11 protein-coding genes are annotated in these 13802 nt (G+C 68.0%); 2 read left to right on the top strand and 9 right to left on the bottom strand.

What is annotated here, in order from left to right; translation table 11 throughout:
* Window positions 1-131: 131 nt before the first annotated feature.
* From ACOZHM_RS11240 to ACOZHM_RS11210, 7 genes are all read right to left on the bottom strand, one after another.
* Window positions 132-3056, bottom strand: a complete 2925-nt coding sequence (locus tag ACOZHM_RS11240) for a TonB-dependent receptor domain-containing protein (protein WP_421569332.1) — start codon at window positions 3054-3056, stop codon at window positions 132-134.
* A 133-nt stretch (window positions 3057-3189) separates the two neighbouring features.
* On the bottom strand, window positions 3190-4140 hold the full coding sequence (locus tag ACOZHM_RS11235; RefSeq protein ID WP_421569401.1) for a FecR family protein: 951 nt from the start codon (window positions 4138-4140) through the stop codon (window positions 3190-3192).
* A 20-nt stretch (window positions 4141-4160) separates the two neighbouring features.
* On the bottom strand, window positions 4161-4658 hold the full coding sequence (locus ACOZHM_RS11230; protein WP_421569331.1) for an RNA polymerase sigma factor: 498 nt from the start codon (window positions 4656-4658) through the stop codon (window positions 4161-4163).
* Between the two features lie 81 nt (window positions 4659-4739).
* Window positions 4740-5408: a glutaminyl-peptide cyclotransferase gene (locus ACOZHM_RS11225; protein WP_421569330.1), complete on the bottom strand. Its 669-nt coding sequence runs from the start codon at window positions 5406-5408 to the stop codon at window positions 4740-4742.
* 45 nt (window positions 5409-5453) lie between these two features.
* The gene (locus tag ACOZHM_RS11220; protein ID WP_421569329.1) at window positions 5454-6674 is read right to left on the bottom strand and encodes a helix-turn-helix domain-containing protein; all 1221 of its coding nucleotides are present in this window, start codon (window positions 6672-6674) and stop codon (window positions 5454-5456) included.
* 85 nt (window positions 6675-6759) lie between these two features.
* Entirely contained in the window at window positions 6760-7260 is a 501-nt protein-coding gene (locus ACOZHM_RS11215) for a hypothetical protein (protein ID WP_421569328.1), read from the bottom strand.
* A 39-nt stretch (window positions 7261-7299) separates the two neighbouring features.
* Window positions 7300-7806, bottom strand: a complete 507-nt coding sequence (locus tag ACOZHM_RS11210; RefSeq protein ID WP_421569327.1) for a hypothetical protein — start codon at window positions 7804-7806, stop codon at window positions 7300-7302.
* Between the two features lie 188 nt (window positions 7807-7994).
* Here ACOZHM_RS11210 and ppa point away from each other — a divergent pair, with 188 nt between their 5' ends.
* Both ppa and ACOZHM_RS11200 read left to right on the top strand, forming a co-directional pair.
* A complete protein-coding gene (gene ppa / locus ACOZHM_RS11205; protein WP_421569326.1) occupies window positions 7995-8531 on the top strand; it encodes an inorganic diphosphatase in 537 nt (178 codons plus the stop codon).
* 151 nt (window positions 8532-8682) lie between these two features.
* Complete coding sequence (locus ACOZHM_RS11200) at window positions 8683-9804, top strand: HDOD domain-containing protein (RefSeq protein WP_421569325.1); 1122 nt, start codon at window positions 8683-8685, stop codon at window positions 9802-9804.
* A gap of 150 nt (window positions 9805-9954) precedes the next feature.
* Here ACOZHM_RS11200 and ACOZHM_RS11195 read toward each other — a convergent pair whose 3' ends face one another.
* Complete coding sequence (locus ACOZHM_RS11195) at window positions 9955-12807, bottom strand: TonB-dependent receptor (RefSeq protein ID WP_421569324.1); 2853 nt, start codon at window positions 12805-12807, stop codon at window positions 9955-9957.
* Window positions 12808-12875: 68 nt separating this feature from the next.
* A complete protein-coding gene (locus ACOZHM_RS11190) occupies window positions 12876-13757 on the bottom strand; it encodes a helix-turn-helix transcriptional regulator (protein WP_421569323.1) in 882 nt (293 codons plus the stop codon).
* Window positions 13758-13802 lie beyond the last annotated feature (45 nt).

The following is a 13802-nucleotide window of genomic DNA, read 5'->3' as shown; positions in this document are numbered from 1 at the left end:
GGTTTGAGAGCGGGGGTTCGGTGGCACACCCTTGGGGGGGCGCTACTTGGTGATAGCGGGGGTGCGGGGGCACACCCTGGGGGTGTCGCTAGGGTGTGGCGCGGCGGTTCACCCGCCGCGCCTTGTCCTGATCAATACCGCCAGGTCAGCGCGAGGCGCATGATCCGGCCCGGTGCCGGCATCACGCCCAGCGCCAGTGGGTCCAGGTAGTAGCGGTCGGTCAGGTTGTCCACGTTGAAGTCCAGCGCCAGCCGCTCGCTGGCCTGCCAGCTGGCGAACACGTCCACGATGGTGGCCGGCCGGTACAGCTGCTGGATCGCCGACAGGCCTACGTTCCACTCCTTGTCCAGCTTGCTGATCGGCCCGCCGTTGTGGATGACGCGGGTGCCGAAGCTCAGCCGCTGGTCGAGCAGGCGCGCGCCCAGGGTCAGGTTCGCCGTGTAGCGCGGCGGGTTCTGCGTATTGCTGTAAGACCCTTCGAAGCCACCGTCCACGCAGTCCGGCGTGTTGGCCAGCTCCTCGATCTTGCGCTGCACGCCGTACGCGCGCCGCTCGGCGGCGATGTCCGGGGCGCAGGTCTTGGCCTCGAAGTAGTAATGCGCCGAAAGATCGGCGAACACCTTGCCGCCGTCATAGCTGGACTGGAACTCCAGCCCGGACACCTTGAAGCGGTCGATGTTGCGGATGTACCCCGCCGACAGCGTGCGGTAATCGCGGGTGATCAGGTCGTCGATGCGGGTGTTGAAGTACGCCAGCTTGAACGCGGCCTGGTCGCCTGCCCCGAACAGATCATTCCTGACCGTGCTCACGCCCACTTCCCAGGTGCCTGCGCGCTCGGGCTTGAGCTCGTCGCCTACCGGCTTGGCGGCGGTGAACAGACCGAGCGTGCTTTCGAACAGGCTGGGCAGCTTCACGCCTTCGGCGTACTTCACGTACACCATCGTCTCGTCGTTGAAACGGTAGGTGACGCTGGCCGTCGGCATGAACGCGCTGTCGGTGCGCCGGATCGGCTGCGACCAGGTCCAGCTGGTCGGCACGATCAGGTCTTCGGTGGCGGTGACATCGTGGAAGTTCCAGCCGCTGATGTCGGCCACGGTGCCCTTCTTGTACGGCGAGGCCAGCAGCGAGGCTTCGGTGAACTGGCCGTTCGCATCGGGATACCAGTTGAGCATGGCGATGCGCTGCGCGCGCCACGCCGGCAGCGCCGGGTTGCCGTTGAGCAACTGGGTGTAGCGGTACTGCCCGATCACCTCTTCGCCGTCCGGCGTGGCCAGCCGGTTGCGGTCATGGATGCTGACGCGGTTGAAGCGCCCGCCCACCAGCAGCTCCCAATGCTCGTCGGGCAGCCACTTCATCGATGCCACCGCGCTGTATTCCTTGCGCTCGGCATTGCGCAGGAAGCGGTTGTTGATCAGGTCGTCATGCATGATCGGCGAGTCGCGGCCCGGGCCGACGTCCTCGTCGCTGTACGACACGCCATAGTCGAAGGTGAACAGACCGGCGCTGTCGGTGGCCACGTGCGTGGTGTTGGACACGTCCAGGCCGAAGCGCTGCTGCTGCATGCCGTTGCGGTAGGCGTCCTTGTAGCCCGGGTCGGTATTGAAGGTCGGGCCGTCATACCACTCGGTGCGGCGGTCGAAATACCACGGCGTGATGCCGGTGAGGCCGTTGTACATCAGGCTGTCGGCGTCGGTGTACCAGAGGTTGGCCTTGAGATCGACGACGTCGTTGTCCGGGTTGAAGCGGTAGCGCAGGTTGTAGGCATCCATGTCCACGCTGCCCGGCTCCCACTGCGGCACGCGGTCGCGGTCCACGCGGATGATCTGCGAGGCCATGATCTCGCCCTGCCGCCCGCTGTAACGGCGGTAGCCGGCTTCCAGGGTCTGGCTCTCATCGATCCGCCAGGTGCCCTTGAGCAGCACCGAATTGGACTTGGACGAGGTGTTGAAGACCTCGGTGTTGGGCGGATTCAACGGCGCGAGCGTGCGCCGCGTCTGCGGGAAATCGTCGTAGCCGTGCTTGCCGGAATAGTAGTTGCCGGTGTCGCGCCAGGCGTAGGCTGCAACCAGGTCGAAACGGTCCCAGTGTTTGGCGCCGGCAATGTTGAAGAACTGCCCGCCCAGGCTGTTGCGGTGGGTGCCCGGCGTGCCGCCGTAAGCCGGCAGGTCACGCGCGCTGCCGTTGGACACGCCGCTGCGCACGCGCAGACCGCTGTCCTGGCCGTCGCGCAGCACGTCGCCGGCGTTGAGCGTTTCCATTTCCACCACGCCGCCGATGCCGCCGGACGCGTTGGCGCCCAGGCTCGGGCCCTTGGTGACGGTGAGGCTGGAGATCAGGTCCGGGTCGAGGTAGGTCCGCTGCGACTGCCCGGCGTACCCGCGATAGGTGTCCATCGTGGACTGGCCGCCGTCGATGATCACCGGGATGCGGCTCTGGCCCTGGATGCCGCGGATGTTGAGGTCCAGCGCATTGGCGCTGCGCGGATCGCCTGCGGTGACGCCGACCACGCCCTTGACGATGTCGGCGGTGGACGTGCCGCGGAAGCGTTCAATCGTGGCGCGCGGCACGAACACGCTGGAGCCGGCGTTGCGGTACACATCCAGCGCGCGCTCGGCATCGCTGCCGGCATCGAATTGATCGCCGGCCACGCGCAAGGGCGCGCTGACGATCACGCCTTCGGCGCGCGCAGCAGGCGCGGCACGCTCCAGCGTGACCGCACCGGCGCCGACCGCACGCGGCGCAAGACCACTGCCCTGCAGCAGCTGCGCCAACGCGGCCTGCGCGTCGAGCGAACCGCTCACCGCCGTGGAGTTCACCCCCGCCGCGAGCGCCGCCGGATAGGCGACCTGCACGCCGGACTGGCGCATGTAGCTGCGCAGCGCATCGGCCAAGGGTTGGGCGGGAATGTCGAAGCGGTGCGTGGCACGCGTCATGGCGCTGTCGGCGGACTGGGCCAGCGCCGGCAACACGCTCACCGGTACCAGGCCGGCAGCGAGCAGCGCGATGCAGAGACGGGACGGGCGCGGACGGCGGCCCGGTCGGGAAGTGGGGTGCATGTTGAAACCTGTTGAAGAGGCGATGCCGTGGACACGGCGTCCCCGCACGGGGTGCGGGCGCTGCGAAGTACGTGGCGGCGGCGGGTACGTTCGGGGGTAAGACGAATGGGAAAGGCCATTCCCCAAGACCGCGTCAGCGATCGGCAGGCGCCACGATCGCCACGCCCATCGGCAGCCGCGTGATGCGCAGCCCGGCAGACATGGCCAGCGCATCCAGCGCCTGTTCGGGCTGGTCGACGCGCAACGCGGCGTTGACCGCGGGCAGTGCCGCAAGATCGCCGCGCAGGAAGGTCGGGCCGGACCGGTAGCGCGCGATCTGCGTTACGGCATCGGCCACGTCGGCCGTTTCCAGCAGCAGCTCGCCATCGCGCCAGGCCGCGATCCGGTCCGGCGCCACGTCGCTGCGACGTGCGACCCGGCCATCGGGCGTGAATCCGGCGCGCTGCCCGGCCAGCAGATAGGTCCAGCCGCCGTCGGGCGTTGCCGCGATCCGCACCTGCCCCTGCGAGACCTCGGTGTCCACCCCGTGCGCGGTGCTGGCCACGGAGAACGCCGTGGCGATGTCCTCCACTACCCCACCCTGTGCGGTGACCCGGAACGGCTGCTCGCGGCCCGGGGCAACCTCGAACCACACCCGCCCGCGCAGCAGGCGGATGGTGCGCTGGGTGTCGTCGTACTCAACCGCAATGGCCGAATCCGCATCCAGCACCGCACGGCTGCCATCGGGCAACGCCACCGTGGTCACTTCATCGGTCGTCAGGTGATCGGCGCGCAGGCGCAGCCAGGCATCCGGTGCGACCCAGACCAGCGCCAGCGCGGCTGCCAGGGCCAGGCCGATGCGCGCAACGCGTCGCCGCGGCGGCGCCGCTGCGGCCGGGGCCTCGCCGACGGCGCGCCACAGCTGGCGTTCGAATTCGAAGGTACGCCGGTGCCCCGGCGCCGACAGCCAGCGCTCGAATTCCTGCATGCGCGGCTCGTCCACCGCGCCGGACGCCAGCCATGCGATCCAGGCCTGCGCTTGTTCGGCGACCAGGTCGGGATGGGACGGCGGTGGCGGTGCGGCTGGGGTGTCGTGCGGGCTCATGGCTGGCGTGGCGTGGCGGGTCAGGCGTTGCGCGCCCACGCCAGTCGTTGCAGCGCGGCGCGCACATGGTTTTCAACGGTGGTCACCGACACCCCCCGACGCCGGGCAATTTCCGCCTGGGTCAGGCCCTGCAGCCGGTTGAGGCGGAAGATCGTGCGGGTGGGCTCGGGAAGATGATCGGCCGCGGCCAGTACCCGCTGCAGCTCATCCTGTGCCATCGCCTGCTCTTCCGTGGACAACACCTCATCCGGCCCCCACAGGTAGTGGTCGGCCAGCAACCGCGCGCGGCGGCTGCGCTCCCGGCCATGGTCGGTGGCAAGGTTGGTGGCCAGACGGTACAGATAGGCGCGCGGGTTGTCGATTGCCACGCCGCCATCGACCCCGCGCGCCTTGAACCAGATCGCCTGGATCACGTCTTCGGCGCTGCCGTCGCTGCCCAGGATGCGCTGCACCAGGCGCAGCAGCGCCGGGCGTTCGCGGATCAGCAGTTCGGTCAGCGTGGCGGCGTTGGAGGACATGCGAAGGCGGCGCGGCGGACCGCGCCGGTCGATCCGGGGGAGAGGCGCGGCATGTTACGCCTCAAATGAGAATGAGTCACGTTAAGCGCGGGGCCGGCGCACCGCACGCACCACGCCACTGCGGCCCCCGCCGCAGTAGAACAGCCCGGCACCGTCGGCCTCCACGCCGCTCACATGCATGCGTTCGGGCATGCGCAGCTGTTCCAGCACCTGCCCGCTGGTGGGATCCACCCGGCGGATGTCGCTGTGCTCGCCATCATCGGTGCCGTGCCAGAGCTGACCGTCGACCCAGGTCACGCCGGTGACGAAGCGATCCGATTCGATGGTGCGCAGTATCTGGCCGGTGGCCGGATCGATCTGGTGGATGCGGCGTTCCCGGTACTGCCCGACCCACAGGCTGCCATCCGCCCAGGCCATGCCGGAATCGGCGCCCGCGCCGGGCGCGGGGATGGAGGCCAGTACCTCGCCGCTGCGTGGGTCGATCCTGTCGATGCGCGCTTCGGCAATCTGGTACAGGTGGGTGCCGTCGAAGGCGGTGCCGGCGTCGCACGGCACGGCCAGCGAGCGTACCGGCCGCCCGCTGTCCGGGTCGAACGCCAGCAGCGCCGCGCCGGTGGCGGCCCACACGTAGCGTCCATCGAAGCTGACGCCGTGAATGCAGTCGGCACCGTCGAACGGCCCGTATTCGCGCGCCACGTCGGCGTCGTGAACCTGTGGTGCGGCGGATGCGGCAAGGGGTGCACTGTTCATTGCGGATTCTCCTGGCACGTCCGTCATGGGTGCCTGCGAAAGACACTAGTCGCCCGGCAACGATCCCGGGAGTAACAAGATCGTCGTGAATCCGGCCAGCGGCGCCGCCAGCCAGCGCTGCGTGCGCCCCCGCCCGTGCGCGCGCGCCTGCCCGGAATCTTCGAGTGCCACCAACGCCCGCTGCACCGTGCGCTGGCTGGTGCCCAGCGCCAGGGCAAGCGCGGAGGTAGACCACGCCGCGCCGTCCGCCAGCAGCGCAGCCACCGCCGCCTGCTCACCGTCGATCGGCGGTGCCAGCACCGCCACCTCCTGGCCGGGTGCTGCCTGCAGCCGGTACCCGGTGGCAGTCGCCTCGATCCGCAGCAGCCCCTGCACCAGGGCGCGTGCCCGGCCGATGTCCACCCGCAGCCGCGCGCGGTGGGCATCGTCGGCATCGCGCAGGCGGAACACCTGCGCAATCAGGTGATCACGGTCTACCCCGCCCGGCCACGCTTCACCCAGCGCGCGCAGCAGCGCGAAGGGCAGCGGGCGCCGGGCCAGGGATCGCCACCGGCCACCTGCCCACACACCGCGCCGGCAGCCGTCGATCACGCAGCATGGCGAGGCGAGCAGTTCCTGCACGGCAGCCAGGTCCAACAGGCGCTCGGCACCGCCGTCGGTCCTGCGCGCGGCGGGCCGGGCCAGCTGCTGCCGCGCCTGCGCCACTTCTGCCTGCAGTGCGCCAATGCCCGAGGCCTGCGCTGCAGCGCTGGCGTCATTGAGTGCGGCCGTGGCCTGTTCCATCTGCAGGGCATGCGCCGCGAGCGCGGCGTCGGTCAGTGCCGCCATGGCCGCCAGCGCGGGCGTCAAGGCGCGTCCCTGCAGCTTGGCCAGCGCCTCGGTCGCCTCCTGGCGCCGCCCCAGCAGCAGCCAACGCCGCGCCAGGATCAACCAGGCCTGCAGGGCATTGTGGGGATCGGCGCGTGCCTCCAGCGCAGTGGCCGCTGCCCGCAACGCCGCGCTGGAGCCGGCCAGATCGCGGAGTGCCAGGGCCACTTCCGCCTCGGCTACCACGCAGCGCGCCCGCGCCAGCACCTCGTCGGCGCCGAACCCGCGCCAGGCCAGCCGAAGCAGCTCACGCGCCCGCTCCAGTTCGCCCAGCTGGGCCATGGCCACCCCGCGCAGGGCAAGCGCGGGCGGGTCCGTGCGCAGGGCGACGTTGCCCAAGGCGGTCAGGACGTCGCCTGCGGCGAGGGCGCGTGCGGCGGCGGCAAGGAGCGAATCCATCGGCGCAGACTAGCGTAGGCGGTGCCGTCGCTCGTAAACGGTGCCCACGGCTTGCCGGCAAGCGGCAGCAACGGCACGTTTGGGCTCACGAGGGCGACTGGTGCAGGGTCAGGCAGTCACCCACCGCTTCGTAGACGCTGGTGCCGGCGCCGGGCAGGCGCGCGAAGATCGCGTTCGGCCCGGCCAGCGCGTTGAACAGCGTCTCGACCGACGTCCCGGCGGGAATGGGCAGGCGACACAGCCAGGTGGGCTGGCGCGCCACAATGCGCCCGGTCTGCTCATCCACCTCCACCTCGCTGGCGGCGAATGCCCACCGGCACTCGCTGACAGATCCGGTGGCACGTTCCACCGCGCAGCGCAGGCGGAACGCTTCGATGTCGCTGAACTCCCCTTCGCAGAAGGTATCGGCGCAGACGTTGTCGAATCCGACGGCCAGCCGGCGCGCAAGGTCGTGGAACCTGTCCCAGTTGGCCTGCACGGTGGGGAAATCGACCAGGTCGACATGGGTGGACGCAGCGACGGCCGGCGCCGGGGTGAACGCGGTGGCCAGCAGGAGGGGAAGCAACCGCAGGGACAGCTTGATCATCGAACGACTCCTTCGGAGAGGGACGGCCCGGGGCGGGCCTCAGGGCAGGCAGTCCTGCAGCGCGTCGAACAGGGATCGACCCGAACCGGGCAGGACGTTGAACAGGTGGCCGGAGCTGTCGGGTTGCCAGTCCAGCGCGCCCAGGAAGGCGGTCACCGGCAGGCCGCGCGGCAGCGGGACGGGGCAGAGCCAGTGGCGGACATCGGTCCGCAGCGCGCCGGTTCCCGGATCGACCTGGTCACGACTGGCCGCGACGGGTAGACGGCAGTGGCGGATGCTGTCCGAGCGGGTGTCGACCACGCAGCTCAGACGCAGCAGGCGGTAGTTGGCATAGCCGCCGGAACAGAAGAAATCGGCGCATATGTCGTTGAATTCATAGATGATCCAGTCATTCAGCTCATGAAACTGCCTGTCGCCGGGCGTGTCATCGGGGCCGACCCGGTCGGCCAGGTCGATATAGCGCGGCGCGGCGGCCGTCGCCGCGAGCGGCAGCAGCACGGCCGTGCCAGCGAGAAGGCAACGCAGCGGCATCGGGACGGTCGGCATCGCACAGTCTCGGGGGTGGAGGAGCCCCCACACTGCGCCTCGGCCATGCCCGCCGGGATCGGCGGGAAGCGCGCTGGCGGGTCGGAAAGCACCGCCCGGCCACGTCGGTGAGCGCCGGCCTGCACGGCGGGCGGCAAACGCATAAAATGGGAGGTCTTATCGCGACAATCCCCCTCTCGGAGCACACCATGGGTCTGGAACTCGTCTCGCCCGGCAAGAACCCGCCGGAAGAAATCAACGTCATCATCGAGATCCCGAAGGACTCGGAGCCGGTCAAGTACGAAGTGGACAAGGAAACCGGCGCGATCTTCGTGGACCGCATCCTGTCCACCCCGATGCGCTACCCCTGCAACTACGGCTACGTGCCCAGCACCCTGTGCGGTGACGGCGACCCGGCCGACGTGCTGGTGGTGCTGCCGCTGCCGCTGGTGCCCGGTTCGGTGGTGCGCTGCCGTCCGGTGGGCGTGCTGAAGATGAGCGACGAAGCCGGCAGCGACGAGAAGATCCTGGCCGTGCCGATCTCCAAGGTGTTCAGCGGCTACGCGCACGTGGAAGACATCGAGCAGGTGTCCAGCCACTGGCTGGAACGCATCGGCCACTTCTTCGAGCATTACAAGGACCTGGAGAAGGGCAAGTGGGTCAAGCTGGACGGCTGGGGCGGCGCCGCCGAAGCCAAGCAGATCCTGGTGGACGCGCACAAGCGCTACCTCGCCGAGCCGCGCTGAGCCCGGCTGCCCCGCTCCGGCGCCTGCCGCCGGAGCGATGGGCATCACGTTTTTACGATGCGGCACATCACTCTTTGTGCCGGATTGGGTACATTGCGACTTCAACACCGTCCACGGTGCGTTTCACCGTGGTCACCCAGGGGACTGTGTCGTGCGTATTCTGCTAGTTGGGGACGAAGCCAGCCTGTCGGCTGAGCTGATGGATTTCATTGCCGATCTTGGGGAAGAGTGGCAGCCGCTGACGGCGCCGGATGGCCAGTCAGCCATGAGCATCGTGGCGTCCACGCCGATCGATGCGGTGATTGCCTGCCCCGTATTGCCCGATCTCACGGCCACCACGCTGCTGGGCCAGATCCGGACGCTGCGTCCGGAGACGATCCGCATTGCACTGGTGGACGCCGCCCAGGGCAACCGGCCGCCGCCGGCACGCCTGATCGGCGTGGCCCACCGTTTTCTGCCGTTGCCGCTGGCACCGGAAGTGCTGCTTGAAGCGCTGACCAGCCTGGAAGAGCTGCGTGAACTGCTGGACAGCGCGCGCCTGCGCAGCGCCATCGGCCGCATCGAAAAGCTGCCCTCGCCGCCGCACCTGTACCTGAGCCTGACCCAGGCGCTGGAGCATGACGACGACACCGATACCGCCGACGTCTCCAAGCTGGTCTCGGCCGACCCGGCCATCGCCGCGAAGGTGCTGCAGCTGTCCAATTCGGCGTTCTTCAACAGTGGCCGGACCATTTCCGACCTGCGCACGGCCGTGACCCGGCTGGGCCTGGCAACCCTGCGCGACCTGGTGCTGGCGAGCGAAGTGTTTTCCGCATCGCCGCTGTCCGGCGCCGAACGCAACGCGCTGCAGCAGCGTGCGCTGCTGGCCTCGCGGCTGGCAGCGAAACTGCTGCCCGATTCCAGCGCCGAGCTGGGCGCGACCGCCGCGCTGCTGGCCGATATCGGCCTGCTGCTGCCGGGCGTGCGCAACGAACGCACGGAACCGGCCAGCGACGCCGACCCGCGCCCGGGCCACAGCGAAGCCGGTGCCTACCTGCTGGGCCTGTGGGGCCTGCCGATGCCGATCATCGAGGCGGTGGCGTTCCACCTGCAGCCGCAGCGCTCGAACACGCGCAGCTTCTGGGTGACCGGTGCAGTGCACGTGGCGCTGGCGCTGGTCAACGGCGACCCGGTGGACGAGGAATACCTGCAGCGTGCCGGCGTGCTGGGCAAGCTGCCGCAGTGGCGTGACCACGCCAATGGGTTGATGGGGCTGGCTACAGCCGACGCCTGATTCTTCAACCGAAGATCAACGGCCGGCCAACGGCCGGTGCTACCGAAAAGCCGACCTTTGCAGGTCGGCTTTTTCTTTGCCCTTCGGGCAAAGAAGAAGGGCGGCCCTTGCGGGCCGCCCTTCTTTTTATTGCACCAGTGGTTCGATGGATCAGAACTTCTGGGTGTACTTCATGTACAGGAAGCGACCGATATCGAAGCCGCCGTAGTAGGCGAAGCTCGAGTTCGGCGCCGAGTACATCAGCGGACCCTTGTGGTCGAACACGTTGTTCGCGCCCAGGGCGATGGTGGCATCCCACGGTGCCTTCCAGCTGACCTGCAGGTCGTGGAAGGTGTTGGAGCCGGTCTTGCGCAGCGGGTCGGCTTCGCCATTGGCCATGTGGTCCGGAGCATTGCACCAGAACTCGCCGGTGTCGATGCAGCCTTCCTTCATGCCGGAGTAGTAGCGCGCGGTGTAGTTCACACCGAAATCGCCGTACTGCCAGTTCACGCCCAGGTTCGAACGCACGCGGAACAGGCCGGCTTCGCCGACACGACCGATCGTGATGTTGTCGCCGGCAGCGTTCTGGCCCAGCTCGTCGTACTTGGCCATGTAGCTGGTCTGCCAATCGATGTTGAACTGGCCGATGGCCAGCTCCGGCAGACGGTACTTGACGCCCAGGTCGTAACCTTCGGTTTCCATCTTGCCGAGGTTGGCGGTGCCGTAGGTGATCGCGCTGACGTGGCCGTCATCGGCACGCACGACGCTTTCGCAACGGGCGCTGTTACCCAGCACATAGCAGTCACGCAGGATGCGGTCGACGCTGTCAGCAATGATCATGTTGCTGATTTCGTAGCGGTACCAATCCAGCGAGACGTCCAGGCCCTGCACCCAACGCGGGCTCCAGACCAGACCCATGGTCTTGCTCTTGGAGGTTTCCGGCGACAGGTTCGGGTTGGCACCCGAGATGAACTGGTCACCCGACTGGCACGGCAGGGTCGAGCACGGCCGGTTGCCCTGGCCCAGCTGCACGTAATCGGCCGGAACGCCAGCGGCGGAGCACGCACCGTTGCCGGCAACGCTGCCCGGCGCGGTGGTGCCGCACGGATCGATGTACGACTCGAAGCTCGAGCTAAGGCCACCGTACAGGTCGCTGATGGTCGGAGCGCGGAAGCCCTCGGCGTAGGTGCCGCGGACCAGCAGCTCGTCCATCGGACGCCAGGTCAGACCGAACTTGCTGTTGGTGGTGCCGCCGAAGTTGCTGTAGTCCGAATAACGGCTGGCAACATTCAGGGTCAGTTCCTTGGCGAAGGCCATGTCGGCCAGGATCGGCACGTTCAGTTCGAGGTAGACCTCGTTCAGATCGTACTCACCCTGGGTCGGCTTCTGGCCCAGGCCGGTGGACTGGCCCGACTGTGCGAAGGCGTCCGGGGTGTAGCTGCCTTCTTCCTTGCGGTGCTCCACGCCCACGGCGAAGCCGAGGTCGCCGGCCGGCAGGGTCACGATGGAACCGGCCAGGTTGGCGGTGAAGCTGGTGGTCTTGGTGACGCCACGGGTGGTGTAGGTCGGGAACAGGAAGCTCTGCAGTTCCGGATCCGACAGCGAACCGGCGCCATCAACGCCGTACGGCAGCAGCGGGTTCCACGGGCGGCAATCGCCCAGGACCGGGCTCGCCGCGGTGCCGCAGCGGGCAACGCCGCCGGCATCGATGTACGACGGACCGAGCGCCTGCTTGGCTGCGATCAGGCTCATGTCGCCGTAGTTGGACTTGATCGACTCGTTGCGGTTCCACAGCGCGCCGACGTCCCAATCGAAGGTCTTGCCGGCCAGCTCGAAGTAGCCGCTGACGGTCGGGGCGAAGCGCAGGGTCTTCAACTGGCTGTCGGTGGTGCGCGGCACTTCCCACAGGCGGCGACGGAAGTCGACGTTCTGGCCAACCGGGTTGAACGCGCTACCGGCGGTCAGCGGGGTGGAGAACGAGGACGACTGGTACGGGTAGCCGGCGATCTGCTGGAACGTGTTGCGCTCGTTGTAGAGCACATCGGTGTTCAGGCTGATGGTGTCGGTGAAGTCGTAGGTGCCGTTGATGTACAGCGACTTGCGCTCAACACCGGTCAGCAGGGTCATCTGCTGGTTCGAGTTGGCGTACTCGTCCGGGGTCAGCTCGTGGTAGTCGTTCGGGTTGGTCGGGTTGCCGCCCTGGTTCAGGGTCTGCCACACCGCCGTCTTGGAGGTACGCGAGCAGTCATAGACCAGCGGGTTGCACCAGCTGCCGTTCTGGCTGATCGGGCTCCAGTCTTCCGAGGTCGACAGCGGGCCGAGGCTGCCATCACGGCTGTACCAACGGTCCTTGGCCCACACCGGATCCTGCTTGGAGTATTCGGCCGACAGGGTCAGGCTGCCGCGCTCGCCGGTGGCACCCAGGGTCATCGAGTACTGCTGGCTCTGGCCATCGCCCTGGTCGTACTGGCCGATGTAGACGCTGGCTTCGCCACCGTCGACGTTCTTGCGGGTGATCACGTTGACCACGCCGGCAATGGCGTCGGAACCGTAGATGGACGACGCGCCGTCCTTCAGGATTTCGATGCGCTCGACGGCCGACATCGGGATCTGGCTCAGATCCTGCAGACCGGCGGTGGAGGCGCCCAGGCGCTTGCCGTTCATCAGCACCAGGGTGCGCTCGGCGCCCAGGTTACGGATGTCGACGTAGTAGCCGCCCACGTTCTCGCCCGAAGCCAGCGACTCCGAACGCGAGATGGCCGGCGAACCGGCCGAGGTCAGGTTGTTCAGCACGTCGGCGACGCTCGAGAAGCCCTGCTTTTCCAGGGATTCGCGGGTCATCGTCAGGATCGGCTGCTGGGTCTCCATGTTGGCGCCGCGAATGCGCGAGCCGGTGACCGAGATGCGATCGAGGTCAGTGGTGCCGGAGGCTGCTTCCTGTGCCGAGGCAAGGCTCGGCACGAGCGCCAGCGCAATGCTGGCCGGCAGAAGACCCAGCCGCACTGCGGGAGTACGAAAATTCATCAATCTCTCCAAGGTACGTTAGTAGCGTGTTAAACCGCCTCGGAAAGTTACGATTGCGTTACCGTTAATTATTTGCGCGATGCCACGGGACGCTTTGCCGACTTTGGCGGAAGCATTCCGCCGGTCTGGCGGAAGCCCGATGCCGACTGCCCGAAACGGGCGCGGAACGCACGTGCGAAGCTGCAGCAGTTGTCGAAACCGCTTGCGGCAGCGACTTCGCCGATCATCATGTCGGTGTCGCGCAGCAGGTCGGCGGCACGTTCCAGGCGCAGGCGCGCCGAGAGCGACTGCGGGCTCTCTTCGTACAGGCTCTGGAAGGTTTTGGACAGATACCAGCTGGAGAAGTTGGTCAGTTCGGCCAGCTCGCCGATGCGCACCACGCGGTGGCTGTTGCCTTCCAGGAACAAACGCGCACGCTGCATGCGGCCGAACACCTGGCGCTTGCGCAGACGCGAACGGCCCGGGCAGCGCTGCACGCCGGTGGCGAGTGCGCCCTGCAGCGAGGCCAGGTGCAGCAGCACCGGGCGCAGCGACTGCGCCGGCTGGCCATCGGCGAGCGCTTCACGCCACAGGCGCAGGGCAACCCGCACTTCGCTGCGCGACATGCTGCCGCGGCCGGCATAGAGGCTGCAGTCGGCCAGCTCGCCGAGCGCGCGCAGCGCTTCGGGGGTCAGGCTCAGGCCGATGCACAGACCATCGCGTCCGGCCTGGATCATCGGCTTGGATTCCTTCTCGAACGCAATCCACTCGCGCTGGCGCAGCCGGAACTTGCCTTCCTTCGATTCCACCCAGGCGCTGCCGCGCAGCTGCATCCACACGGTGAACGTGGTGCCGGCGGTCTGCAGGCTACCCAGCCGGGCCACGCCCAGGCAGGTCGGCAACGGGCCGTCGTCGACGATCTTGTCCAGGGAAAGCGATTGGCCGCGATCGGCGAGAGTGAGCTGACGCATGACGTGCACCGGGGTTTGCCGTTATGGGGCACCCGTTTTGCCAAA

The sequence above is a fragment of the Stenotrophomonas sp. PD6 genome, from assembly GCF_049199305.1.
Lineage (GTDB): Bacteria > Pseudomonadota > Gammaproteobacteria > Xanthomonadales > Xanthomonadaceae > Stenotrophomonas.
The sequence above is the reverse complement of the archived record's forward strand: the minus strand, read 5'-3'. Positions and strand labels throughout refer to the sequence as shown.